This window comes from Maribacter flavus, assembly GCF_008386635.1.
Lineage (GTDB): Bacteria > Bacteroidota > Bacteroidia > Flavobacteriales > Flavobacteriaceae > Maribacter > Maribacter flavus.
In genome coordinates this window covers 2,037,857-2,062,623 of record NZ_VUOE01000001.1, presented here as the reverse complement: position 1 = coordinate 2,062,623, position 24,767 = coordinate 2,037,857, and the positions used below count along the sequence as shown (strand labels likewise).

Below are 24,767 nucleotides of genomic sequence, written 5' to 3'. Positions count from 1 at the left end.
CATACACTTACCAAAATCAAAGTCCATGCCGAAGAATCCAAGATATTCCCCACTAATTTTCAAAATTCAACTGGGAGTAATCCTCCAGAATGCCGTCGTTCAACAGACCCACTAAAGGTTTCTTTTCGGATTTTAGGTTAAATCCGCCCTGTAAGGGTTTGGAACCATCGGTAAAGTTCAAAATTACGATGGGCGGAACCAAGTTGTTGGCAAAATACAAACTGGCGTCGTCCTTAAAGGGATTCGTTTCGTTCTTTCCCTTTACGGGAACCGAAGTGTTTTTTCGCAATACGTTCTCCAAAACGGAAGCGAATTGTCTGCCTTCACTACTTTTAGGATTATGGCTAATACGTACGACCGAATTTTCCCGTGGTCCAAAAGCGTCCTCAATTAGAATCACGCGTTGGTAGGCGCCCTTATGCCTCAAATATTTTTTATTGATCGCGCTGGAAAAATTTCCGTACATCTCCTTTTTTGCCACAAGGGACAGCGAATCCGAAATCGCCGCCGCTATTTTGGAATTTTCCAAAAGATAGACCCGCGCCCCTTTTACCATTAGGTCATTGGCCAATTGGCGTGTGAGTGCGTCAAACCGTTTTTTAGATTCGGTACCACCGGAATGCACAAAGTAATAGACCGTATTTTGCAAGGTGGTATCCTTTTGGTTCATCAGGGACAACTCCGTTTCATTGAAAATGGGAGCTTCTACCTCTTCGCCCGTATCGATTCGGACCCCAGTGCGCTTAAAGGAGTCTGGCGCATCCGGAAGAATGTATTCCTTCCCCACAATCAACTCGCTACCGTTCTTGATGTTATCGGCATTCAACTTCAGGAACTGCTCATAGTAATTAATAGGATGGATTCCGGATTTCCGCAAAACGGAAAAGATACCATCCCCCGTTTTGGCCACAATGGTATTGGACGTTTCTTGGGCCACGGTTGCATGGATATGAAGTAAAAAAAAGCAAATGGATAAGCTCCTAAAAACGGAACGAGGTATAGGGTTGTGCATGCTGATAGTATTCCTGTTACAAAGATTACCAAAAATAATAGCCCTTTCAAAACAGTGGGCCAACTAATTTTCAAGGGGTTTACTATAAATCAATCCTTATGTAGCCTGTAATAATTGGCAATAATGGCCTGTGAAGGTTTGTTCTGGGGGGTGAATCGGTTATCCTCTTCCCCGCCGGAACGGTCATGCTGTATGAACCATTTCCAGACGAAGCCGCCAGCGAACCATTCCTCGCCCCAAAACTCCTCAAAAATGGCCTTTTTGGCGTTGGACTGTCCCTCCATATTTACGCCCTCCTCGGTTCTATCCACCAACCAGGGCTTTTTGGCGGTGTAGTCCATGGATCGGTAGCCGTATTCCGTAAACAGCACCGGTCTTTGTACTTGGAGGGCCAATTGGGAAATTTTCTCTTTCCAGGGCTGCCAGCCGGCCTTTAATTCCGCTACGGAAGGTGTTTTGGACTCCGATAAAGGAAAATAGGCATCTATGCCGATGAAATCGAGTTGGTTCCAAAAGGGCGTTCTGGCATATTCGTCCCAGTTGGCCGCATAAGTCAGCTTACCGGAATAGATTTTCCGGATTTTCGCGATGAGCTCGTTCCAGTATTCCGGCCGGTTCTTTACAAAACTTTCCAGTTCCGTCCCAATGCAAAAAATCGGCGCCTTGGTTTCCTCGGCCAATGCTGCATAGTTTAAAATAAATTTGTCGTAAGAATCCTCCAGCACATTCCAATCTTTGGGCGATTTCATGGCGATGGTACCAGTAAACTGACCACCCCCGATCCAAATCTGAGGTTTTACCATCACTTGAATCCCGTTCTTCTTTAAAAGTTCGATGTACTGTTTTGCGCCTTTTCTAGTTTCCCCGAACCACTGCCTTTCTGTATCAAAAATAATTTCGGGCGAAGCCAGATTACGTATAAAACCAAAGGGCATTACGGCAGCGCTGTTCGCATGGATTTTCATAATCTCGTCCACATGAGGCTGTGCTGCCTCTTCCCGGGAAGCTACAAAACTGACGCCATTCCACTTTTTCTGTGCCTTTCCATTACAGCAGAATTGGAGAAAACATACAAGAATTAGACCTAATTTCCTCATAGTGAATCAATCTAAAATCTAAAGTAATGTATTTAGGCTTTCCAAGTAAGTCCATTTTTTAAAGTGATGTGTTAAACTTTTTATTACTACAGATCATACATGCTATACAAATCAAAGAAATCAAACCTATTTCCATAGGACATTCCTATCTAAATTCTTTATAACTTAACATGGCTTGTTAAGGAATTCGTTTTTAGAACGACCCACACTATAACTAAATCAACCGGCCCATGGAACACATCGTCATTATTGGAAACGGCATATCGGGCGTGACCCTTGCCCGACACATCCGTAAACTATCCGATAAAAAAATCACCATCATTTCCTCCGAATCCGATTATTTTTTTTCACGAACCGCCCTTATGTACGTGTATATGGGCCACATGAAATTTGAACACATACAGCCCTACGAAAACAACTTTTGGAAGAAAAACAGGATAGAATTAGTAAACGGCTATGTTGAAAAGGTGCTTCCGGACCAAAAAACGGTGTCCCTTTCCAATGGAAGCAAAATTGCGTACGATACACTGGTCATTGCCACGGGATCCAAACCCAACAAATTTGGCTGGCCCGGTCAAGATCTGGAAGGCGTACAAGGACTCTATTCCAAACAGGATTTGGACAAACTTGAACAAAATGCACCAAACAACAAAATCTGTAAACGTGCCGTCATTGTAGGCGGCGGGCTCATTGGCATAGAAATGGCCGAAATGTTACGAAGTAGGGATATCCCGGTGACCTTTTTGGTGCGTGAGTCCAGCTTTTGGAACGGGGTCTTGCCCAATGGGGAATCTGAAATGATCAACGAGCACATCAGGGAGCACCATATTGATTTACTGTTGGATACCAATTTAAAAGAGATATTATCTGATGAGAATGGCCGGGCCAAAGCTGTAGTGACAGATAAGGGAGAAACTATTGCTTGTGATGTGGTAGGGTTGACCGCTGGCGTAACCCCCAACATAGATTTCCTTAAGAATTCCGGTATTGAACTCGGAAAAGGAATCAAGGTAAACCGAATGCTACAAACCAACATCGAGGACATCTACGCTATTGGCGATTGTGCGGAACAACACGAGGCCATTGGGTTGCGTAGACCCATAGAGGCCGTTTGGTATACGGGCAGGATGATGGGCGAGACCTTGGCGCAGACACTTTGCGGCAACCCCACCGAATACAATCCTGGGCACTGGTTCAACTCGGCCAAATTCTTGGATATTGAATATCAGACCTATGGCTGGGTGTTCAGCGAACGAAACAAAAAGGAATATGAAGAACATTTCCATTGGCGACATCCCAAGGAAAAACTTTGTATCACTATTGCCTTCCACAAAGACACTCATGAGTTTTTGGGCATCAATAATTTTGGCATCCGACTACGGCATGAACTGTTCGATAGATGGCTGAATGAAAAACGAAGCGTGGAATATGTATTGGAACATTTAAAGGATGCGAATTTTGACCCGGAACTCTATGAGACATACGAGGAGGCCATTGTATCTAAATTTAATCAAGATTTTCACCAAAATATCAGACCAAAAAAGAAAAGTTGGAAGCGGATATTAAATCTTGCCTAACCCTACCAACAGTTAAAAACAACTTGTATGCGTACTCTAGACAAAAGCATGTCATTGGCCGGGGAACCGCCAAAGGCCTTGAACACCAACCAGAAAATATCCGTGTTGATCGGTATGACCGGTCTTGGCATTCTTGTCCTACAACTCTTCAACCTGCAATTGGGCAACAGTGCCCTTTGGCTAAGCATATCACTCCTGCTTATTTTCTTGGGCGTGTTCCTATTTTCCCAAGCGGCCTATGCACATAAACATGAGGGTATCAAAAACGATGGGGTGTGGTTCAAGTCCATTTCTAGCAGGGGCTTTTTAGGTTGGTTGACAGGAATTGCACTGACGGGATTTTACATCGTACTTTATTTTTATCCGGAATATCTGGGTTTGGTTCAGGATGGGGATAACAAGGGTGTGATTGCCCTTTTTGACCCCTTGAGCAAGGCTTTGAGCGGGAATCCTGCCAGTCAGTGGTTCGTATATGGAGCCTTATATACTTTGGGCATACTGGCCTTTGGGTTAAAATTTATGTGGAAATACCGGCATAACGGCTACCAACGTTTGCGAACGCTAAGTGTTATGTTCTTCCAGACGGCCTTTGCCTTCATCATTCCCGAAATCATGGCTCGGTTAAACGGGGACCTACCCTATTACGACCTCAAGAATATGTGGCCACTGAACTACTATAATTTTGAGCGCTACCGGATAAACGGTTTTATAGATGCTGGGGATATTGGTTTGGCCATGTTGCTTTTTGGGATTCTCTCCATTTTTGTCATTTCTCCTATTCTTACTTATAAATATGGAAAAAGATGGTATTGTTCCTGGGTTTGCGGGTGTGGTGCCCTGGCGGAAACGGTGGGGGACCCTTTTAGACAATTGAGCGATAAGTCCAAATTCGCCTGGAAGGTAGAAAGATGGGTGGTGCATAGCGTAGTAGTATTTGTAACCTTAATGACCACGGCCGTTATCTACTCCTATTTAGGGAACGACACCAGCAAATACTGGTTGACCAAAACCACCTTTCTTATTGGGGTATCCGTAATACTGACCGCAGTTTTCGCTTGGGCCATGACTTATAAAAGGGACCAACTTGAAAAGGATGCCCAGTACGGGGCCATAGGCTATTTTACCATCATTGCGGTGCTGATTGGTATGCACTTCTTTAGCGGTGACGGCAACATTTTCATATTCAAATCCAATACACTTAGGACCACCTACAGCTTTTTGATCGGGAGTATCTTTTCGGGTGTTATTGGTACGGGGTTCTATCCCATTTTTGGTAGCAGGGTATGGTGTCGCTTTGGCTGTCCCATGGCGGCCATCCTAGGATTTCAGCAACGCTTGTTTTCCAAATTTAGGATTACCACCAACGGGGGCCAGTGTATTTCCTGTGGCAACTGTTCCACCTATTGCGAGATGGGCATAGATGTACGCGCCTACGCCCAAAAAGGCGAGAATATCGTACGATCCAGTTGTGTGGGCTGTGGTATTTGCTCGGCGGTTTGCCCGCGGGGCGTACTCAAATTGGAAAATGGACCGCAGGAGGGTCGCATCAATCCAACCGAAGTACTTTTGGGCAATGACGTTGATTTAATGAAGTTGGTGAATAGGAAGTAGTTTTCGAAAGGTCTGCCTTGAGCGGAGCTGTAGCACTCGGAAAGTCAGTCGGAAAATGTAGTGTCACACTGAGCCTGTCAAAGCGAAGGTAAAACAAAAACGTTTTGGAGAAGGATAGTTTATGGGACACCGACAGGCCCGCACTGAGCGCAATCGAAGGGCTCGGACGGACAGTTGTACACTAAATGTCACGCTGAGCATGTCGAAGCGCATAAATTTGGTCCATATTAAAAGTGACATCCCAAAAGATGGTAAGTTATTGATACTTTTGCGACCTAATTCCCTTTAGATGGTGAACCGCCTTTTCAATTAAGATAATGAAGGACATTAAAGTCATTATTCCCGCCTTCAACGAAGCAGATTCCATTGCGCACGTCATTCACGACCTTCCAAAATCGGTTTCCGAAATAATAGTTATTAACAATGCATCTACCGATGCAACCGTTGAAAACGCCCGTGCGGCTGGGGCTACCGTGCTTACCGAGACCAAAAAAGGGTATGGATATGCCTGTCTTTGTGGAATGGATTACATCGCCAAGCAATCCAAACAACCGGATATTATCGTATTTATCGACGGAGACTACTCCGACTATCCGGAGGAATTGGATAGGCTTGTAGCTCCCATTATTGAAAACGATCTTGATTTTGTTGTAGGGGCCAGAAAAAAAAGTTTGCGGGAGGAAGGTTCCATGACCCCGCAACAGGTTTTTGGCAACCAATTGGCCACATTTTTAATGCGCTTGTTTTTTGGCTCTAAATTTACGGATTTGGGACCTTTTAGGGCGATAAAATACGAAAGTCTCAAAGAATTGAAAATGGAGGACAAAACGTACGGATGGACGGTAGAAATGCAATTGAAAATTTTGCGAAAAAAAATGGCATATACCGAAGTACCAGTGCGTTACAAAAAAAGAATTGGTGTTTCAAAAGTGTCCGGTACGGTAAAAGGTACTATCTTTGCCGGAGTAAAAATATTGGGTTGGATCTTTAAATACAGTTTAAAATAATATGGCACTTACCATCTCTTACATTATCATCGCGATCTATAGCATTTCACTGCTGTTGATCTTCTTTTACAGTTTGGCCCAATTGAACCTTCTGGTCAATTATCTTTCCCAAAAAAGGAAGAACCAAACGGCTCCAAAATTCAATTTATTGGACCCCAAGGAAATTCCTTTTGTGACCATTCAGCTTCCTGTGTACAACGAGGAATATGTAATGGAGCGGTTGTTGGAAAACATTGCCAAGATTGAATACCCAAAAAGCAAGTTGGAGATTCAGGTATTGGACGACTCTACGGATGACTCCGTGGCCGTTACCGCGCAACGCATATCCGAACTTCAGGAAACCGGATTGGACATACAGCATATCCGCAGAACGGATAGAACGGGCTTTAAGGCCGGTGCCCTTAAAGAGGGTCTTAAGATTGCAAAAGGCGAGTTCATCGCTATTTTTGATGCCGACTTTATGCCGTCTTCGGATTGGTTGAAGAAAACCGTTATCTATTTCAAGGATCCGGAAATTGGCGTGGTACAGACCCGTTGGGGACACTTGAACCGTGACTACTCCACCTTGACCAAAATACAGGCCTTTGCCTTGGATGCGCACTTCACCTTGGAGCAGGTAGGTAGAAATGCCAAAGGTCACTTTATCAACTTTAACGGTACGGCGGGTATCTGGAGAAAAGAGACCATTTTGGATGCCGGTAACTGGGAAGGCGATACCTTAACCGAGGACCTGGACTTGAGCTATCGTGCCCAGTTGAAGAATTGGAAATTTAAGTATTTGGAGGATGTGGAGACGCCCGCCGAGCTTCCTGTCGTAATCAGTGCGGCCCGTTCGCAGCAGTTCCGTTGGAACAAGGGCGGCGCGGAAAACTTTAGAAAGACCGTTTGGAGCGTAATCACCGCCAAAAACATTCCTTTTAAAACCAAATTTCATGGTGTCATGCACTTGTTGAACAGTAGTATGTTCCTTTGTGTGTTCACTGTGGCCTTGTTGAGTATTCCTATGTTGTACATCAAAAACATGTACGGGCACTTGGCGTGGGTATTTGAGGCGACCAGCTTCTTTATCCTTAGTACAATCATCCTTTTTATCTGTTATTGGTTTACCTACAAGAGCGTACAGGGCAGTAGTTTCGACAATTTTGTGGACTATATAAAACTGTTCTTTACCTTTTTCTCGGTGGCCTTGGGCTTTTCTTTGCACAACTCCATCGCGGTGTTGGAGGGCCACATGGGCAAAAGAAGTGAATTTGTACGTACCCCCAAATTCAATATCAATAACCTGACACAAAGCTGGAAGGGCAACAAATATTTGGCAAAGAAACTGTCCCCCAACATGGTTTTGGAATTCGCCTTAATGCTGTACTTCCTTTTTGGCATGTACAGTGCAGTACCTTTAAATGATTTTGGACTGTTCCCATTCCATTTTATGTTGTTCCTAGGCTTTAGCTTTGTATTCTTTAAGAGCTTAACGGCCAGGGCATAAAAGACAAATTTGTTTAAATATAAAGGACGGCTATGGCCGTCCTTTTTTATTGCAATATATGACCCGCAAAACTTTTATGGTACTGGAAAAAACCAATCTCAAGAACGAAGAAAGAAATGGTATTTCAAAGGGTTTTGGGGAACACGATTAAAGTTAAAGCGATTCACCAAAAGAAGAGTCTTTAAGAAACGTGGAAAAAACAATGTTATGGTAAACTAATTTTTTAGTGTACATTTAACACTAATTAAATCTGTAATACCGAACAAATTATGAGACCATTATTAAAGACGTGTACGCTATTTCTCTTTTTTGCGGCAATAAGTTTTACCTCCTGTAAATCCGACCCAGAACCAAACGCAGAAGTAGATTTGGTAATTGAAACCACCAACGGAAAGATAACCGGAAGCGTAAATGATAGCGTTTATGCCTACAAGGGAATTCCCTATGCGAAGGCAGAAAGATTTATGCCTCCACAGGATCCAGTGGCTTGGGACGATGTACGCGAATGTACGGATTTTGGGCCTGTAGCCAGACAAGTAGTGCCTTGGTATCCTGATGAGATGCAGAGCGAGACGGATTTGTTTAGCCTCAACATCTGGACCCGTGGAATAAAAGACGGTAAAAAACGTCCCGTAATGGTTTGGTTACACGGGGGTGGATTTTTTGTGGGTGCCAGTAACGACCCCATGACTTATGGAGAGGCCTTGGCCAAGAAAGGAGATATTGTAATGGTTTCGGTCAATCATAGATTAAACATTCTAGGATTTCTTGACCTGTCCGCTTATGGCGATTCCTATGCACAATCAGCAAATGTGGGCATGCTGGACATCGTAAAAGCGCTGGAATGGACCAAAAACAATATTGCAAAATTTGGGGGAGACCCTTCGGATGTGACCATTGTGGGAGAATCCGGGGGTGGTGGAAAAGTAGGTACCTTAATGTGTATGCCTGCGGCGAAAGGCTTATTCAACAAGGCGATTATACAAAGCGGTACCTTGATTAATTCAATGACCCAAGAGAAGTCACAGAAACTGGCCGCAACCGTGCTTGAGAAATTAAACCTTACCCCTGAAGACGTTAAAAAGCTGGACACCATTCCGTATCATGATCTTGTGAAAGCAGGAAATGAGGCCGTAGCCGAAATTTCGGGCCCTAGAATTCCGGGTTCATCCGGAATGTTTGGTTTTGCACCCTCGGTAGATGGCGAGGTATTGCTTCAACAACCTTTTAGCCCAGGTTTTGCGGATATTTCAAAAAACATTCCCGTGATGATCGGTTCAACCTTGAACGAGCTGATGCCTGTCGCCTATGGAAACAAGACACTTACGTTGGAACAGGCAAAGGACAGTCTGGCCAAGGAATATGGAGACGGGACCGATGAATTTGTATCGCTATACGAAAAAGCGTATCCGGATTATACCCCTCAGGATCTGTTGTCCATAGATAAAATGTTCAGGCCCTATACCATTCGTACTGCCGATGCCAGGGCCGAAGAAACAGATGCACCTGTATACGCGTACCTATTGGCCTGGAAAAGCCCCGTTGAGGAAGCTTCTAAAGGTTCGTTTCATGGTTTGGATATTCCCTTGGCGTTCAATACCGTTGATCTTAGGGCAGACTGGACGGGCAATGGTGAAGATGCTTGGGAGCTCTCTGACAAGATGAGTTCTGCTTGGTTCAATTTCGTAAAAAAGGCAGATCCCAATGTGGAAGGCGTACTTCCCGAATGGGAGCCATACACCGAAGAAAATGGAGCTACAATGTATTTTGACACGGAATGCCGAATTGTACACAACCATGATCGGGCATTGATGAATTTCATCCAACCTTTGGATTAGTGTTACAAGACATTTTACCATTTTAGGATAACTTTGAAAAATAAACAATACAGTAGAGGGGCCATTAACAAAGGCCCTTTTTTCATTTAGGGGTAAACTAGCAAGGTCGATGGTTCCCATGGTATGTTTCCTAGGGTTTAGCTTTCTTATCATTAACTATGATCTCGCATATTTATGTGATGATGTCGAATGCGCCTGCGGCGTACTTTTGTCGCATTGCTGGCGCAATACCCGCGCCAAAAGCTAGTCGACATCATTACTTCGATAAACTCAGCACAAGCTCTGCGCCATGCCAAATCGAGCTTGCGAGATTCATGAACTCAGCTAGCAAAGAATAAAAAACAGTGAACTAAATTACCATGGCGGTAGGATAAGGGACCTCTTTGCCAAAAACGCCGCTACTGCTGAACAACCCAACATATCAGGACGCCATACGTAATCTGGCCGGCCAATTTTATTCCCAATACCGCAAGTGAATTTGCTATATTTCCATATAATTCGCCGGACTAGGCATAGCGCGGCGTTAGATATTAGCTTTTTACTATTGACACTGGTCACCTTATTGCCAGAAATCACCTTGTTTTTACCTCGGTTAATCTTGGGCGATTGATATATTAAAAAACTGATACGTTTTCCGTACATGGGTCTGCCAATATTCCCATTGGTGCCCTCCCGGAAATTCTTCGTAAATATGCGGAAAATTTAGGTCTTGTAGTTGTTGGGTCAGTAATCTGTTGCCCGCTATCAACTCGTCCCCGACACCACAATCAAAACGTAGTAGCGACATTTTAGTTTGATGAGCTTTTATTAAATCGATTACGTCGGGCGTCTTCGCTGCTTGAGTGTAGTCGGTTAAGGGTTCTTCTACAAACAGCGCCATTTCCTCTAAGCGCGTAATAGCACTATGCGCAGAAATAGCACAAAATTTCTCTGGATATTGACTACCTAACCACAAGGCACCATAACCACCCATGGACAAACCACCAATACACAATTTACTTTTTGAACTTGCTTCTGGAATATTTTCTTTTATGGCCAAGGGTACGTCTTCTACAATCCAACGTGCAAAATCTTTCTGATGATGTGGAAAATAGGCGGAGCCATCGCCCCATAACCCATCAGAAGGCATAGCAACAATAGCTGGTTTTATCTGTTTGCGCTGCATAAGTTCCGATGCAGTTTTGTGTGCACCACCTTTTAATGCCCAAACCCATGCACTTCCATAAACGCCGTGCAGTAAAATGTAAATGGGTAAATCCGTTAATGGTTGTTCGGTTTTTGGCACATACAAACAGATATCTCCCCTACCCTTTAAATTTGGTGTTTTTACGGTTAAAAAACGCAATCCATCAAACTCGTAGGGAGCATCAGACAATTCTATTGTTCTAAAGGAACCTTGCATTACTATTTCGTATTAATCAAAAACAACTACTCCTTTGGCATTCTTTCCTTTCAACATATCGGCAAAAGCGGCTTCCAATTGGTCTAGCTTGTATTCTTTGGTTATCATTTGGTCTAGGAGCAAATCGCCCTTTTTATACAAACCCATCAACTTAGGAAAATCTATTTGTGGTCTACATTTTCCGTACAAGGGATTCATGTAAATCTTATCCCACTCAAACAGACGCATGTCTATAGTAATTTCTTCTTCTATACCACTTACTTGTACTGCTGTACCGGCATTCCTAACCATAGCCAATGGTGCTGCACCTAAAGCGGGAATCGCAGTACACTCAAACGCATAATCTGCTAACCTACCTCCTAATAATTTTTCTACTTCCTTAGCTGCTTTGTTTAAGCCTATATCATCTTTGTCTGCTAAGATTATGTCCGTTGCGCCAAACTGCTTGGCTAATTCTAATTTATTTGGATTGATGTCTATAGCGATAATCCTATGAGCGCCAGAAATGGCACATGCATTAATTGCATTTAGGCCTACTCCGCCACAGCCTAGAACCACTGAAGTACTGCCTGCGACCAATTCTGCTGCATTTACTACCGAGCCGTAGCCCGTCATTACACCACAACTAACAATAGCTGCTGCCGAAAAATTTAAGTTTTCTTCCGATACTTTTACCAATGCCGATACCTTTACCAATGCATATTCACTCAAAGTTCCTAAGTTAAAAGAACGCTCTATGGCCTTTCCTTGCCATTGCGTCCCTTCTAAATGGGCGTGGCCTGGGGTATGACCGTTACCTCCTGCCACCACAGGAGAATTGTTTTCGCAAATATGCTGATTGCCTTCTTGGCATTGAAAACAATGCATACAAGGCGTAGCCCAATTCAGAATAACTTGGTCTCCCTCCGCAAAATCTTTTACCGCAGCACCTACGGTTTCTACAACTCCTGCTCCCTCATGCCCCATAACAATAGGTTTTCCCCAAGTGAGCGAATCATAGTCGGTATGGCATAGCCCCGCTGCTTTAATTTTCACCAAAACTTCATCTGCTTTTGGTTCCGCTACGGTTACCGTATCTATAATAAATTTACCATCGCCAGTGGCAACAGCAGTTTTAGCTTTAATCGACATTCGTTCTATATTTTATTAGGGTATTCGGCTTAAAAGGAATGCTAGCATCCGCTAATTTTTCCTTGTCTACCAATGTGTTGTTTTTAATAAATTTTGTTCCCAGCACAAAGGCTTTCCCATTGTTTACAGCATCTACCGCCAGTAAGGCATCATCTTTAAAATACCAAATAGAAAAACAGTCTTCTTTATCGTCCTCTTTTCTAACTACTAAGTCTGTATAGCCATGAGACAAGCCTACCATTTGTAGTTTAATATGATATTGGTCTGACCAAAACCAAGGCAACGCGTTATAATTGGTAGGTATACCTAAGATGTTTGCCGCAACAGCTCTAGCTTGGTCTACCGCATTTTGCACACTCTCCAAACGCATCCATTTTTGGTATCTAGGATGGTAAAACTGCGCCACATCCCCAATTGCATAAACATTTGCTACAGAAGTTTGTAGTTGTTCATTTACCTTAATGCCATTTTCTAGCGTTGTTCCCAGTTTTTCTGCTAGGACGCTGTTGGGCCTAACCCCCACGCCTACTAAAACCAAGTCTGCCGGATAAGTAACACCATCCGTACCCGTTACGGTAGTGCCATCTTTGGTCTGAAGTATGTCTTGCGCAGAAACACCTGTTTTTATGGTTACGCCCTTGGCAGTGTGTAGTTCCTGAAAAAAATGAGCTAATGCCGCTGGGGCTACACGGGCTAACAAACGTTCTTCGCATTCCAGTACCGTAACCTTGCCGCTCATCTTTTGTAAAGAAGCAGCCGTTTCTAAACCAATATATCCTCCACCGATTACGACGATATTTTTGTCCTTGGCATTTTTAAAACCAGCTTGTATGGCCAAAGCATCTTTAGCACTACGTAAAACATGAACGCCAGAACAAGTTTCTATACCCGGTATTGGCGGTACAAAGGCCGATGCTCCTGTAGCTAGAACCAAAGCATCGTACTTTACGCTAGTGCCATTACTGAGTGCCAAGGTCTTGGAGGTAGCATCTGCGGCTGTTACGGTTACGCCTAGTGCTAGGGTAATGTTTTCTTCCTCGTATCGCTCTGCAGCAAATAAAGGGTTAAAATCGCCCCCATCCGTTAACGACAAATACGCCTTGGACAATGGCGGTCTATGGTAAGGCAAGTTTTCATCAGCATCAATTAAAACAATAGCCCCTTCCCAACCCTGTTTGCGCAACTCCATAGCGCAGTTGGCCCCAGCATGGCTAGCACCTACAATTGCACAGGTCTTATTTTTGGTCTGCAGCTCCATTTAGTTGGCCACCGCTACTGTGATACCGTCAACGGCATCTGTAACCGGAATCTGGCAGCACAAACGGCTGTACTCATTAACATTATCATCAAACTCTAACATATCCGCTTCAATTTCAGAAGGCGCTCCTAGCTTTTCATAATAAGCAGGAGCAACGTGTACATGGCAAGTGGCGCAAGAGCAAACACCCCCACAATCGCCATCAATACCCGGTACCTTATTCTTTACCGCGAGTTCCATTAAACTTCCGGAGGTTGCCTCATATACCAAACTTTCACCTGCTTTAGTGATGTATGTAATTTTTGCCATTATTTTATTGGATTTAATTCAATTTCTAAACTATCAAAACCGACTTTGCGTTGGTGTTCGCCCCAGTCTTCTATATTTTCTACCGCCTTGACCACGGTAAGCTTCGCTACTTTCTGTGTAAATACCCGTAAAAACACCTTCATTAATTGTCTGGCGTGGGTAGCTCCCAAACACTTATGGGTACCAAAACCAAAGGCCACATGCGGATTCATCTTACGGTCTAGGACTACCGCATTTGGGTTTTCAAAAATGGCTTCGTCCCTATTGGCAGAAGCCCAACATAGACTTACACGGGTATCTTCCTTGGCCACATGGCCACTTACTTCTTTCTCTTGAGCCACCACGCGCCCCATGTGTGTTAAGGGCGAAAAATATCGTACTAATTCCTCTATGGCCGTATTCAACAACTCTGGATTGTCTCTCAACTCTGTAATGGCTTCTGGATGTTCTGCCAAATACGCCAAGGTATTGGTAAGGTAGTTGATGATGGTGTCTCTACCACCAGCAAAAGTGAGGATGAGCACTCCTTTTACTTCTTCCTTAGTCATCTTTCTACCTTGGTATTCTGATTGTAACAGCACACCATACAAGCTGTCATCAGGATTGGCAATTAACTTATCTATTTCCGCATCTATATAATCGTACAAAATGGCAGCTTTATCCCCATCCAAGTCGCTATCCTCACTACGAAAAACGTGAGTTCCCCAAGAAATCCAAGTTTCGGCCTCCTTCATCGGAATATTCAACAACAAGGTTAAAGCTCTGGATTGTATGGGTAAAGACAGTTCTGCAATGGCTTCTATCCTACCCTTTACCAATACACGGTCTAGCTCCGCAGCAATTATTGCCTCTAAACCAGCCTCATATGCAGCATCTAAGGGTCTTTTAAACCAATCTTCTACCAAGGCCCTATATTCCGTATGTTCTGGTGGGTCTACCTCAAAAGGAATTTGGCGGGTATCTCTAATGTTTACTTCTGAAGGTACTACAATACGCCCCGGTTGTGCACCAGAAATAAAGGATTTGTAGTCATGGGCCGATTTTCTAACATCTTTAAACCGAAGCAACATGGCTACTGAGTCGTTTTGATCATTAAACGGACATACGCCTTTAGTCGCTCTGGTGTCCTTAAACGCATCTGGAAAATCGCTCACTCCCATTTTTACTAGAATTAATTGCTATATTATTGTTTTATCTTGTTTTCTATTACCATATTGATAATAGAACACAACAGATAATCACAAAAATCTAAATAAAAACAACTGCTTAAGTAGCGTATTTACGCATATTACTAATCTATTCTGTCTATCTTTAACTAAATAAGATATTTTTACCAACACAATAGAAAACATTTTTTGATTGAAACCGCAGTTAGAAGCCATACCATTTACGGAAAATAGTAACATCCTTGCCTATGCTTATGAAGGGGCTCACTTTGATGCTCCATGGCATATACATCCGCAATGTGAGCTTACCTACATAACCTCTAGCGAAGGCACTAAATTTATAGGAGACCATGTAAGCAACTATGTACCAGGAGAATTGGTGTTACTGAATGCTAATTTACCGCACTGTTGGAAAAATCATGCGCAAGAAAAGGTAAGCAGTGCCTCTATAGTAGTGCAATGGAACCAAGAGATTATTACGGCCATACCAGAAATGCAAGCAATTAAAGATTTGCTGCAAGCTGCAAGTCATGGGCTTATATTTTCTACTAGAAGTACGGTTAAAATATTACCGTTAATAAAAACCTTGCCACAATTAACCGGAACAGCGCAATACTTACAGTTATTACAGGTGTTAGCACAGTTAAGTACCTTACCCTACAGAAAATTATCTACCGCAAAATTTACCAAAGAAATGCCTTGGGAACACAATAACCGCATGGCAAAGGTGCACGATTTTGTTGCTGCCAATTACCACACCCAAATACAGCTTATAGCTATGGCTAAACTTGTGAATTTATCTGAGCAGGCCTTTTCTAGATTCTTTAAAAAGATGATGGGACGTTCTTTTTTTACGTACCTAAATGAATACCGAATAAATTTAGCGGCTAAGATGCTGGTAGACACGGATTATATGGTAGCGGATATTGCCTATAAGTGCGGTTACGAAACCTTACCCTTTTTCTTTAAAAAGTTTAAAGCACAATACGGTACTACGCCTACAGTGTACAGAAAGGAGCATGGATCCCCATGGCATCAGTCTTTTGGACCATGCCTAAGCAGGTGAACGAATGAAAGATAAAATGACCCCTGACCAAATTGAAAATTTAGAAAAAACCATAGACTATCTCAGAAATTTAGGAGATGCCTGGGGTGATTCCTACATAGAAGTTACTCCTGAGGAGCAACAAAAATACATTGGCGATTATAAATCCGGGGGTGGCGGAAAAGTAGGCACCTTAATGTGCATGCCAGCTGCGAAAGGATTGTTCAACAAGGCGATTATACAAAGCGGTACCTTGATTAATTCAATGACCCAAGAGAAGTCACAGAAACTGGCCGCAACCGTGCTTGAGAAATTAAACCTTACCCCTGAAGACGTTAAAAAGCTGGACACCATTCCGTATCATGATCTTGTGAAAGCAGGAAATGAGGCCGTAGCCGAAATTTCGGGCCCTAGAATTCCGGGTTCATCCGGAATGTTTGGTTTTGCACCCTCGGTAGATGGCGAGGTATTGCTTCAACAACCTTTTAGCCCAGGTTTTGCGGATATTTCAAAAAACATTCCCGTGATGATCGGTTCAACCTTGAACGAGCTGATGCCTGTCGCCTATGGAAACAAGACACTTACGTTGGAACAGGCAAAGGACAGTCTGGCCAAGGAATATGGAGACGGGACCGATGAATTTGTATCGCTATACGAAAAAGCGTATCCGGATTATACCCCTCAGGACCTGTTGTCCATTGATAAAATGTTTAGGCCCTATACAATTCGTACTGCCGATGCTAGGGCCGAAGAATCGGACGCCCCAGTATACGCGTACCTATTGGCATGGAAAAGCCCCGTTGAAGATGCCTCTAAGGGTTCGTTCCATGGTTTGGACATTCCTTTGGCCTTCAATACGGTCGATCTAAGGTCAGACTGGACCGGCAATGGAGAGGATGCCTGGGAGCTGGCCGAGAAGATGAGTTCTGCCTGGATCAATTTTGTAAAAACGGGAAATCCCAACGTACAAGGGGTACTTCCAGAGTGGGAACCCTATACCGCAGACAATGGCGCCACGATGTATTTTGATACGGAATGCCGCATAGTGCATAATCATGACCGGGAGTTGATGAAAATGATCAGGCCACTGGATTAGCCGGATATTTCATGTTTACATTTAATATGAATCTGAACAAATGAACAATGCAGAAAAGGGGCCATGAACAAGGGCCCCTTTTTATTTAGGAGCAAACTGGCAAGGTCGATGGTTCCCATGGTATGTTTCCTAGGGTTTAGCTTTCTTATCATTAACTATGATCACACATATTTATGCGATGATGTCGAATTATTCATGTAATTTCTAATTTTTTCAAAGGAATTCATCGGTCGCTCCTCTTGGTCGCCTGCGGCGTACTTTAGTTGCATTGCTAGCGCAATTCCCGCACCAAAAGCTAGTCGACATCATTACTTCGATAAACTCAGCACAAGCTCTGCGCCATGCCAAATCGAGCTTGCGAGATTCATGAACTCAGCTAGCAAAGAATAAAAAACAGTGAACTAAATTACATTGGCCGTAGGATAAGGGACCTCTTTGTAAAGACCGCCGCTAAGGCTCTGCTACTCGACATATCAGGACTCTATATGTAATTTATTCATGCCTTTTTATTTTTCTTAAAGTATTCATGTGTTCGCTTCACTCGGAAGGTCGGCCAATTTTATTACCAATACCGCAAATGAATTTGCTTTATTTCCTTAAAATTCGCCGGACTACGCATAGCGCGGCGTTAGCTGCAATTTTTGAGAATCATTAAAATACCCGAACAAAATCTTTTCATATCATAACTCTGGAGTTGGATAAAAAGATTAATTTAAAACTTTAATATCGAGTGATGAAAAAAATCAAATACGAAAAGAAGATAAATTCTTCATCCCAAAATGTCTATGAAGCGATGCTAGGGTTAAATGATAAATCCACCTATGAATATTGGACGTCAGCTTTTAACCCAACATCAACTTTTGAGGGAAGCTGGAATAAAGGAAGTAAAATTCATTTTATCGGATTAGATGAAAATGGTAAAAAAGGAGGCATGGTTTCGGAAATTGTTGAAAACAAACCTGCCGATTTTGTTTCAATTCGTCACTATGGTATTCTGGATGGAGAGAATGAAATAACAACTGGGGAAAAGGTAGAAAAATGGGCTGGCGGACTTGAAAACTATAAGTTCAAAGAAAACAATGGAATCACTACCGTAATTGTGGAGCTGGATGTTGTTGATGAATACCTTGACTACTTTGATAATACTTATCCCAGCGCATTAGACAAATTGAAAGAGATTTCAGAAAAATAAAACTGCACCTAACATAGATGCTGAGTTAAAAAACAAGTTCTTTTAGTTCAATTTCGATACATAGTTCTCATCATAGGACAGCCCAGATTTTGCAATGGTAGCCGCTTGTTTCAAAATTTATTGTCTTTGCTCATCTAGCCCAACTGGATAGCTTCAATTCCAAATTTGAAAGGATAACCATATTTTTCTAAAGGGCTTTCGTTATATTTCATTTGAAATCCATATAAAGTAAGAAATGCACCATACAAACATCCAGAAGGTGGGAAGCCTTATCTTGGCCCAATGAAAATAGACCTTTTTAACTCACATTACTTTACTCGCAGTACGGTCACAAACGCGATTAAATAGCATACAATTTTAGGAATGAAACCCATGGCAAACAAAGCTTCTTCACAAAACTTAAATTCCATGAACTGGTATAATGAACCAAGCTCCTGGAACATTTCAGACGACAGATTAGAATTGTTCGTAACCCCGCAATCAGACTATTGGCGTAAAACACATTATGGATTTACGGTAGACGATGGTCCGTTTTATTATACTGTCAGAGGTGGCGAGTTTGAGGCCACCTTAAAAATTTCAGGTTCCTATAAAACCCAATATGACCAAATGGGGATGATGTTACGTATTAACGAAAAACATTGGATAAAAACTGGAATTGAATATGTTGACGGCATGTATAATTACAGTACCGTAGTAACGAACCGTCAAAGTAGCTGGAGCATTATTAGATTATTGGAAAGACCTAAATCCGTATGGATTAAGATTATTAGAAGATTAGATGCGGTAGAAATATATTATTCCCTGGATGGCAAGGACTATGCGATGAGCAACCTATGCTATCTAAAAGATAGGATTCCGGTAAAGGTGGGTATGATGGCGGCAAGTCCAAATGGAGATGGCTTTAAAGCCATCTTTGAAGGATTTACCATCAAACATTTAGCGGACTTGAAAAGATTGGAATGGTTGGAAAGCATAAAAAAATAACCATTGTCACACTGCTTAAAATAACAATGCTTCTTATGCGTGGACTAAAACCAATGGATAAATGAAGAATCATTTTAAGGCAGCACGCCTAAAATAGACCATTATAGCCCAATTCATAATAGATTTCTATGGCCAATCTGCCGCAGCATTCCTGAACTTATGAAAAAAAGGACATGGTAAATTATTCTAAAAACAACTGCCAATAATCCAGATCATTGAACTAATTACTAAAAGTTATTTCCAAAATTTGACCTCTAGAGCACTTTACTTGGCCCTTTTATTTTTATCAACCTTTAGGAGCCTTCTTCTTATTATTGATTTCCAGATTTGCTATATTTCAGCTTATTTAAACGATTTTCAATTTTCGGTCTTAACGTAATCAACCATGAAAACTTCGCTGGAAAAATTAGCCATCGCCTTAATCCTTCTGTTTACCTCCTATTCCTTCGCCCAGGCCATCTTGGAAGATGAACGGTATGTGCCCGAAACGGACCCCTTGGTCCTGGAAAAACTGGATCAATGGCAGGATATTAAATTCGGATTACTAATGCATTGGGGCGCTTACAGCCAATGGGGCATCGTGGAATCATGGTCCATTTGTCCGGAGGACTACGGTTGGTGCGAACGTACCAAAGGAAGCAATCCCCAAAACTATTTTGAATATAAAAAGGAGTACGAGGATCTTAAAAAGACGTTTAACCCTGTAAAATTTGACCCTGATAAATGGGCCGATGCCGCCAAGGCCGCCGGAATGCGCTATGTGGTTTTTACCACAAAACACCATGACGGATTCTCCATGTTCGACTCCAAATACACGGATTATAAGGTTACCGACCCAGGATGTGCCTTTAGCGAACATCCCAAGGCAAATATCACCAAGGAAATTTTCGATTCCTTTAGGGCGAAGGATATGTGGGTAGGTGCCTATTTTTCCAAACCGGATTGGCACCATAAAAACTACTGGGACCCCTATTTTCCGCCACAGGACAGGAATGTAAACTATGACCCTGCCCTATATCCTGAAAAATGGGAAAAGTACGTACAGTTCACGCATAATCAATTGTTGGAATTACTGACGGACTATGGCAAGGTGGACATTATTTGGCTCGATGGCGGTTGGGTCAAAAAACGGGATCAACAGAACTTGGAGGAAAACTATGCGGAAAAGTTTACCGAAAACGCTTCGGGAAATGGTTTCATAAAACACAGAATGGTATCCCAGGATATCCGCATGGACGAACTGGTGACCAAGGCCCGTGAAAAACAACCCGGGCTCATTGTCGTGGACCGTGCCGTTTACGGAAAAAATCAAAATTACCTTACCCCGGAAAACCGCGTACCGGAAAAGGAACTGCCCTACCCTTGGGAATCCTGCATCATTTCAGGTGATGGCTGGTCCTACACGCCGGATTCCAATTACATGACAGGTAAGGAGGGTATACAAATGTTGGTGGATATTGTGGCCAAGGGAGGTAATCTGTTGTTGAACATTGCCCCATCGCCTGAGGGGGAATGGGACCCGGGTGCCTATAATTTGCTCCAGGAATATGGAAAGTGGATGGATATCAACAACGAAGCCATTTACAATAGCCATACCTTGGCGCCCTACAAAGAGGATAACATTTGTATGACCCAACAGAAGGATGGTACAACCTACTTTCTGTACCTCGCGAAGGAAGGGGAAACGGAAATACCGGCAACGATTCCCATAAAATCGCATCGGCCCAAAAAAGGAAGTACCGTAACGCTTTTGGGATATGATGAGGTTTTGAAGTGGACGCCCCAAGAGGAAGGCTTCGTGGTAAACATTCCAAGATCCATCCGGAAGAATCCCCCTAGCAACTATGTTTGGACTATCAAGGTATCACGATTGGAGTAATTTCCTTGAATGGGTCAATGCAAATATGCAGTATTTCATATTTTAGGCATAAATCATTTGTTTAACTGTTAAACAATTGAATTTGGTATCTTACGAATACGGAATTTCCGATACCAACTTTTTATATTGTTAGGACCAACAAACCAAAATAGAACGCTATGCTCAATAAACTATTCAACACCAAACATTTAAAAGGGGACTTTACAGGTGGCTTGGTTGCCGGGGTTGTCGCCTTGCCCTTGGCCTTGGCCTTTGGTGTACAGTCCGGCCTCGGTGCAACGGCAGGGCTCTATGGGGCCATAGCGGTAGGTATTTTTGCAGCCATGTTTGGGGGAACGGAGACGCAGGCCAGTGGTCCAACTGGTCCCATGACCGTGGTATCGGCAGCCTTGGTGGCTACTGCCATGCAAATGAACGGTGGTGCGGAGGGTTCCATGAACATCATATTATTGACGTTTTTATTGGGTGGCGCATTTCAGGTCATTTTTGGATTTTTGAATATAGCGGGCTATGTGAAATATTTTCCCTATCCGGTAATCTCTGGATTCATGAGCGGGGTGGGCCTTATCATCGTTATTTTGCAGATCTTTCCATTTTTGGGCATGGACTCGGCAAAGTCGACCGTATCGGTCATAAAGGATTTACCTAGAATTGCATCCGAAATCAATCTCAATGCCCTGTTGTTGGGGGCCATAACCATTGTAGTGTATTTCATTTTCCCGAAAATCACCAAGGCCGTTCCCAGTGCCCTTGTGGCATTGATCGTGGCGACCTTGATATCCTATTTTGCTAAAATGGACGTGCCTTTGATCGGGGAGATTCCGTCCGGATTGCCCGCCTTCCAACTTGGGGGCATCTTTAGCGTTCCCCCAAGTGCCTATCCAAAGATCATAGAATTTGCCTTGGTATTGGCCGTTCTTGGCAGTATCGATTCGTTGTTGACCTCCGTAATCGCGGACAATATGACCAAGACCAAGCACAATAGCAACAGGGAGCTCATTGGGCAGGGAATTGGAAATATGTTGGCGGCCGCCATTGGCGGGATTCCCGGGGCGGGAGCCACCAAGGGTACCGTGGTGAATATCAATGCGGGCGGGAAAACGCGTTTATCGGGGATTTTCCATGGCCTATTTCTTTTGGCCGTTTTATTGGGGCTTGGACAACTGGCCGCGCACATTCCGCTCAGTGTTCTGGCCGGATTGCTGATTCCCATCGGGTTTAAGATCATCGATTTTAAGGGGTTGAAGCATTTGCGAAAAGTACCCAAGGCCGATGCCGTCGTACTTCTGTTGGTGCTGTCCGTAACCACGTTTGGTAGCTTGATACACGCCGTAGGAATCGGGATTGCCCTGGCTTGTCTGTTGTTCATGAAAAAATCCGGCGACATAGGCGAAAAAGGACTGGAAGTGGGAAATATAGCCGAAATAGACGGAGAGAAACCTTGGCAGGACGAGATAGAGTTTTACGATAAATACAAGGACAAGGTCATCGTTAAACATTTATATGGGCCCTTGTTCTTTGGTTTTACTTCTTATTTCAAGGACCAGATCAAGACCCTTTCCCAGGATGTAAAAGCGGTAATCATACGCATGGACCGCGTACCCTACATGGACCAGACCGGGCTATATACCTTGGAAGAAGTGATTTTGGACCTTGAACTGGAAAATATTGAGGTGATCTTGGTGGGTCTGAAGGAGCAGCCCAGGGACATGTTGGAGGCCGTGGATATTATTCCTGACCTTATACCTCCCGAAGATATTTTTGAGCATATTGGGGATAGCTATTCCTATCTTAGGGACAAATTGAAAGCAGGCGAAATATCGAGCTGATTTTCGATTTACAGGACTTTTCCTTTTGGAGCGAACCATGCGCTTTATCAGGTCAAAATTTTTCTTAAATGAAGTTCAATGTAACCTTTGTTACTGTCTATTTTTATAGAATGTCCTATTTTATTTGGGATACTTTTTTAAAAATAGAGAACTACACATTATGATTATAAAGCAATTTGAATATGCCCCTTTGGCCCATTATTCATATGCCATAATAAGCGATGGGAAGATGTCCATCATAGACCCGGAAAGAGATCCCACACAATATTATGAGTATGCCCATGAAAACGATGCGGATATCGTTGCGGTCATGGAAACACATCCCCATGCCGATTTTGTAAGTTCCCATCTTCAAATACATGAGGAAACAGGTGCTACGATTTACAACAGCGAAAAGTTGGGTGCCTCTTATCCCTTTACCGCATTTGACGAAGGTGTTACCTTGAACCTGGGAAACGTAACGTTATCGGCCATTAATACGCCGGGGCATTCCCCGGACAGTATCACGATAATCGCCAAAGATGATAATCAAATGGCTCTTTTTACTGGGGATACGTTGTTCATTGGCGATGTTGGAAGACCTGATTTAAGGGAGAAGTCGGGCAACATGAAGGCAAAGCGTGAAGAATTGGCTGAAATGATGTATCACACCATAAGGAACAAGTTCAAAGGTATACCGGACGAGGCCATAGTGTATCCTGCACACGGAGCGGGTTCGCTCTGTGGTAAAAATTTAAGTTCCGCCAGTAGCAGTACCTTAGGAGAGGAACGGCAGGGAAACTGGGCTTTTAAGGAACTGACCAAGGAGGAATTTACAAGCTATTTATTGGATAGTCAGCCCTTTATTCCCTCCTATTTTGGTTTTAACGTGGACATAAACAAAATGGGCTCAAAGAATGTTAGAAAGGCGACAGCGTCTATAGAGTTTAAGTTCAATGCCATGGAAAATGGATGGCTTGTGGACACACGAAATGAATCGGACTTTAAGAAAGGCCATTTACCGGGGAGCATTAACATACAGGCCAATTCACCAAAAGACAAATTCGAAACTTGGTTGGGTTCCATAATAGCACCGGAAGAGCCTTTCCATATCGTCATCGATAATCCGTATGACTTGGAAGCAATATTGAATAGGGTGTCCAAAATTGGGTATGAAAGCCAATTAAAATCGGTCATAACCCCGGATAAAAAGCATTTGGAGCAGAGCAATGGACTGGATTTATCCGATTTCAAAAAGAATCCCTCCGATTATACCATTGTGGATATTCGTAACCAAAGCGAAATCAATGAAGGAACCTTTTTTGGAGGGGCCTTAACACATCCCCTGAACAATCTTAGAAATACATACAAGGATATACCGCGGGACAAACCGATTGTCGTGCATTGCGCGGGAGGGTATAGAAGTGCAGCCGGGAGTAGTTTGCTTCAAAAACTAATGCAAAATGCCAAAGTTTTGGACCTTGGTGAGGAGGTAAAGGAATTCAAAAACACCTAATATCTATGGATTTGGCTAAAGCCTCTTGCCTTTTTGAAAAGAATACAACCAAAAATACCCCCGAGTTTTTGCGTGAGAGACAATCCTGGATATCGTTATATAAACGAATTTCAAACACTTTGAGAAGCTCATATTTTTGGAGTTGAAATAATCCGCTAAATTAGTGTGCTTGTTCAACCAAACTTAATAACGTGCCCAGAAGGCTGACAACGTATTTTCAACTCCATAGACTGCCCTTGCTCTTTGCGCTGTTCTCCATGGTTTTTTACTATAGTCTAGCCTTTCAGTTGGAACGAACGGACTATGTAAAGCTTTTTACTCTATTTGCGGCACTTTTCTTTTTCTATTGG

The 24,767-nt window shown here is 43.0% G+C and carries 19 protein-coding genes; 12 read left to right on the top strand and 7 right to left on the bottom strand.

Features of this window, described 5'->3' with window-relative positions; all coding sequences use genetic code 11:
* Positions 1 to 52: 52 nt before the first annotated feature.
* Entirely contained in the window at positions 53 to 1,012 is a 960-nt protein-coding gene (locus tag F0361_RS08890) for a hypothetical protein (protein ID WP_154918088.1), read from the bottom strand.
* A gap of 89 nt (positions 1,013 to 1,101) precedes the next feature.
* A complete protein-coding gene (locus tag F0361_RS08885; protein ID WP_154918087.1) occupies positions 1,102 to 2,109 on the bottom strand; it encodes a glycoside hydrolase family 113 in 1,008 nt (335 codons plus the stop codon).
* Between the two features lie 230 nt (positions 2,110 to 2,339).
* Between F0361_RS08885 and F0361_RS08880 the strand changes: the two genes are divergently transcribed.
* The 5 genes from F0361_RS08880 to F0361_RS08860 all read left to right on the top strand — a co-directional run bounded on the left by F0361_RS08880 (position 2,340) and on the right by F0361_RS08860 (position 9,628).
* On the top strand, positions 2,340 to 3,686 hold the full coding sequence (locus F0361_RS08880) for an NAD(P)/FAD-dependent oxidoreductase (RefSeq protein WP_154918086.1): 1,347 nt from the start codon (positions 2,340 to 2,342) through the stop codon (positions 3,684 to 3,686).
* 27 nt (positions 3,687 to 3,713) lie between these two features.
* Complete coding sequence (locus F0361_RS08875; RefSeq protein ID WP_154918085.1) at positions 3,714 to 5,297, top strand: 4Fe-4S binding protein; 1,584 nt, start codon at positions 3,714 to 3,716, stop codon at positions 5,295 to 5,297.
* A gap of 317 nt (positions 5,298 to 5,614) precedes the next feature.
* The gene (locus tag F0361_RS08870; protein ID WP_154918084.1) at positions 5,615 to 6,304 is read left to right on the top strand and encodes a glycosyltransferase family 2 protein; all 690 of its coding nucleotides are present in this window, start codon (positions 5,615 to 5,617) and stop codon (positions 6,302 to 6,304) included.
* Between the two features lies 1 nt (position 6,305).
* A complete protein-coding gene (locus F0361_RS08865; RefSeq protein WP_154918083.1) occupies positions 6,306 to 7,790 on the top strand; it encodes a cellulose synthase family protein in 1,485 nt (494 codons plus the stop codon).
* A 269-nt stretch (positions 7,791 to 8,059) separates the two neighbouring features.
* The gene (locus tag F0361_RS08860) at positions 8,060 to 9,628 is read left to right on the top strand and encodes a carboxylesterase/lipase family protein (RefSeq protein ID WP_154918082.1); all 1,569 of its coding nucleotides are present in this window, start codon (positions 8,060 to 8,062) and stop codon (positions 9,626 to 9,628) included.
* Between the two features lie 592 nt (positions 9,629 to 10,220).
* On the opposite strand, the gene F0361_RS08855 is transcribed toward F0361_RS08860, so the two are convergent.
* The 5 genes from F0361_RS08855 to F0361_RS08835 are packed head-to-tail and all read right to left on the bottom strand — an operon-like array spanning position 10,221 to position 14,888.
* A complete protein-coding gene (locus F0361_RS08855; protein ID WP_154918081.1) occupies positions 10,221 to 11,030 on the bottom strand; it encodes an alpha/beta hydrolase in 810 nt (269 codons plus the stop codon).
* Positions 11,031 to 11,042: 12 nt separating this feature from the next.
* Entirely contained in the window at positions 11,043 to 12,161 is a 1,119-nt protein-coding gene (locus F0361_RS08850; RefSeq protein ID WP_154918080.1) for a Zn-dependent alcohol dehydrogenase, read from the bottom strand.
* Positions 12,151 to 13,419: an NAD(P)/FAD-dependent oxidoreductase gene (locus F0361_RS08845; RefSeq protein WP_154918079.1), complete on the bottom strand. Its 1,269-nt coding sequence runs from the start codon at positions 13,417 to 13,419 to the stop codon at positions 12,151 to 12,153. The genes F0361_RS08850 and F0361_RS08845 overlap by 11 nt, the downstream gene beginning before the upstream one ends.
* Positions 13,420 to 13,728 (bottom strand): 2Fe-2S iron-sulfur cluster-binding protein, encoded by a 309-nt coding sequence (locus F0361_RS08840; protein ID WP_154918078.1) that lies wholly within the window; start codon positions 13,726 to 13,728, stop codon positions 13,420 to 13,422.
* Positions 13,728 to 14,888, bottom strand: a complete 1,161-nt coding sequence (locus F0361_RS08835) for a cytochrome P450 (protein ID WP_154918077.1) — start codon at positions 14,886 to 14,888, stop codon at positions 13,728 to 13,730. Before F0361_RS08835 ends, F0361_RS08840 begins: the two co-directional genes overlap by 1 nt.
* Before the next feature lie 199 nt (positions 14,889 to 15,087).
* On the opposite strand from F0361_RS08835, the gene F0361_RS08830 reads away from it, so the two are divergent.
* The 7 genes from F0361_RS08830 (at position 15,088) to F0361_RS08800 (ending at position 24,417) form a co-directional block, all read left to right on the top strand.
* Positions 15,088 to 15,960, top strand: coding sequence for an AraC family transcriptional regulator (locus tag F0361_RS08830; RefSeq protein WP_154918076.1), 873 nt, complete (start codon positions 15,088 to 15,090; stop codon positions 15,958 to 15,960).
* Positions 15,961 to 15,964: 4 nt separating this feature from the next.
* Positions 15,965 to 17,035, top strand: a complete 1,071-nt coding sequence (locus F0361_RS08825; RefSeq protein WP_154918075.1) for a carboxylesterase family protein — start codon at positions 15,965 to 15,967, stop codon at positions 17,033 to 17,035.
* Between the two features lie 733 nt (positions 17,036 to 17,768).
* Positions 17,769 to 18,227 (top strand): SRPBCC domain-containing protein, encoded by a 459-nt coding sequence (locus F0361_RS08820; protein WP_154918074.1) that lies wholly within the window; start codon positions 17,769 to 17,771, stop codon positions 18,225 to 18,227.
* 408 nt (positions 18,228 to 18,635) lie between these two features.
* Positions 18,636 to 19,214, top strand: a complete 579-nt coding sequence (locus tag F0361_RS08815; RefSeq protein ID WP_246160845.1) for a DUF1349 domain-containing protein — start codon at positions 18,636 to 18,638, stop codon at positions 19,212 to 19,214.
* A 385-nt stretch (positions 19,215 to 19,599) separates the two neighbouring features.
* A complete protein-coding gene (locus F0361_RS08810; protein ID WP_154918072.1) occupies positions 19,600 to 21,093 on the top strand; it encodes an alpha-L-fucosidase in 1,494 nt (497 codons plus the stop codon).
* 158 nt (positions 21,094 to 21,251) lie between these two features.
* The gene (locus tag F0361_RS08805) at positions 21,252 to 22,922 is read left to right on the top strand and encodes a SulP family inorganic anion transporter (protein ID WP_154918071.1); all 1,671 of its coding nucleotides are present in this window, start codon (positions 21,252 to 21,254) and stop codon (positions 22,920 to 22,922) included.
* A 160-nt stretch (positions 22,923 to 23,082) separates the two neighbouring features.
* Positions 23,083 to 24,417, top strand: a complete 1,335-nt coding sequence (locus tag F0361_RS08800; RefSeq protein WP_154918070.1) for an MBL fold metallo-hydrolase — start codon at positions 23,083 to 23,085, stop codon at positions 24,415 to 24,417.
* The last annotated feature ends 350 nt before the right edge of the window (positions 24,418 to 24,767 follow it).

What these genes read in the sequence shown, in the direction of transcription:
- F0361_RS08885 (WP_154918087.1), bottom strand. Translation starts at nt 2,109, where the DNA reads ATGAGGAAATTAGGTCTAATTCTTGTATGTTTTCTCCAATTCTGCTGT.
- F0361_RS08820 (WP_154918074.1), top strand. Translation starts at nt 17,769, where the DNA reads ATGAAAAAAATCAAATACGAAAAGAAGATAAATTCTTCATCCCAAAAT.
- F0361_RS08825 (WP_154918075.1), top strand. Translation starts at nt 15,965, where the DNA reads ATGAAAGATAAAATGACCCCTGACCAAATTGAAAATTTAGAAAAAACC.
- F0361_RS08805 (WP_154918071.1), top strand. Translation starts at nt 21,252, where the DNA reads ATGCTCAATAAACTATTCAACACCAAACATTTAAAAGGGGACTTTACA.
- F0361_RS08800 (WP_154918070.1), top strand. Translation starts at nt 23,083, where the DNA reads ATGATTATAAAGCAATTTGAATATGCCCCTTTGGCCCATTATTCATAT.
- F0361_RS08850 (WP_154918080.1), bottom strand. Translation starts at nt 12,161, where the DNA reads ATGTCGATTAAAGCTAAAACTGCTGTTGCCACTGGCGATGGTAAATTT.
- F0361_RS08880 (WP_154918086.1), top strand. Translation starts at nt 2,340, where the DNA reads ATGGAACACATCGTCATTATTGGAAACGGCATATCGGGCGTGACCCTT.
- F0361_RS08860 (WP_154918082.1), top strand. Translation starts at nt 8,060, where the DNA reads ATGAGACCATTATTAAAGACGTGTACGCTATTTCTCTTTTTTGCGGCA.
- F0361_RS08810 (WP_154918072.1), top strand. Translation starts at nt 19,600, where the DNA reads ATGAAAACTTCGCTGGAAAAATTAGCCATCGCCTTAATCCTTCTGTTT.
- F0361_RS08840 (WP_154918078.1), bottom strand. Translation starts at nt 13,728, where the DNA reads ATGGCAAAAATTACATACATCACTAAAGCAGGTGAAAGTTTGGTATAT.
- F0361_RS08870 (WP_154918084.1), top strand. Translation starts at nt 5,615, where the DNA reads ATGAAGGACATTAAAGTCATTATTCCCGCCTTCAACGAAGCAGATTCC.
- F0361_RS08890 (WP_154918088.1), bottom strand. Translation starts at nt 1,012, where the DNA reads ATGCACAACCCTATACCTCGTTCCGTTTTTAGGAGCTTATCCATTTGC.
- F0361_RS08855 (WP_154918081.1), bottom strand. Translation starts at nt 11,030, where the DNA reads ATGCAAGGTTCCTTTAGAACAATAGAATTGTCTGATGCTCCCTACGAG.
- F0361_RS08815 (WP_246160845.1), top strand. Translation starts at nt 18,636, where the DNA reads ATGAACTGGTATAATGAACCAAGCTCCTGGAACATTTCAGACGACAGA.
- F0361_RS08845 (WP_154918079.1), bottom strand. Translation starts at nt 13,419, where the DNA reads ATGGAGCTGCAGACCAAAAATAAGACCTGTGCAATTGTAGGTGCTAGC.
- F0361_RS08835 (WP_154918077.1), bottom strand. Translation starts at nt 14,888, where the DNA reads ATGGGAGTGAGCGATTTTCCAGATGCGTTTAAGGACACCAGAGCGACT.
- F0361_RS08875 (WP_154918085.1), top strand. Translation starts at nt 3,714, where the DNA reads ATGCGTACTCTAGACAAAAGCATGTCATTGGCCGGGGAACCGCCAAAG.
- F0361_RS08865 (WP_154918083.1), top strand. Translation starts at nt 6,306, where the DNA reads ATGGCACTTACCATCTCTTACATTATCATCGCGATCTATAGCATTTCA.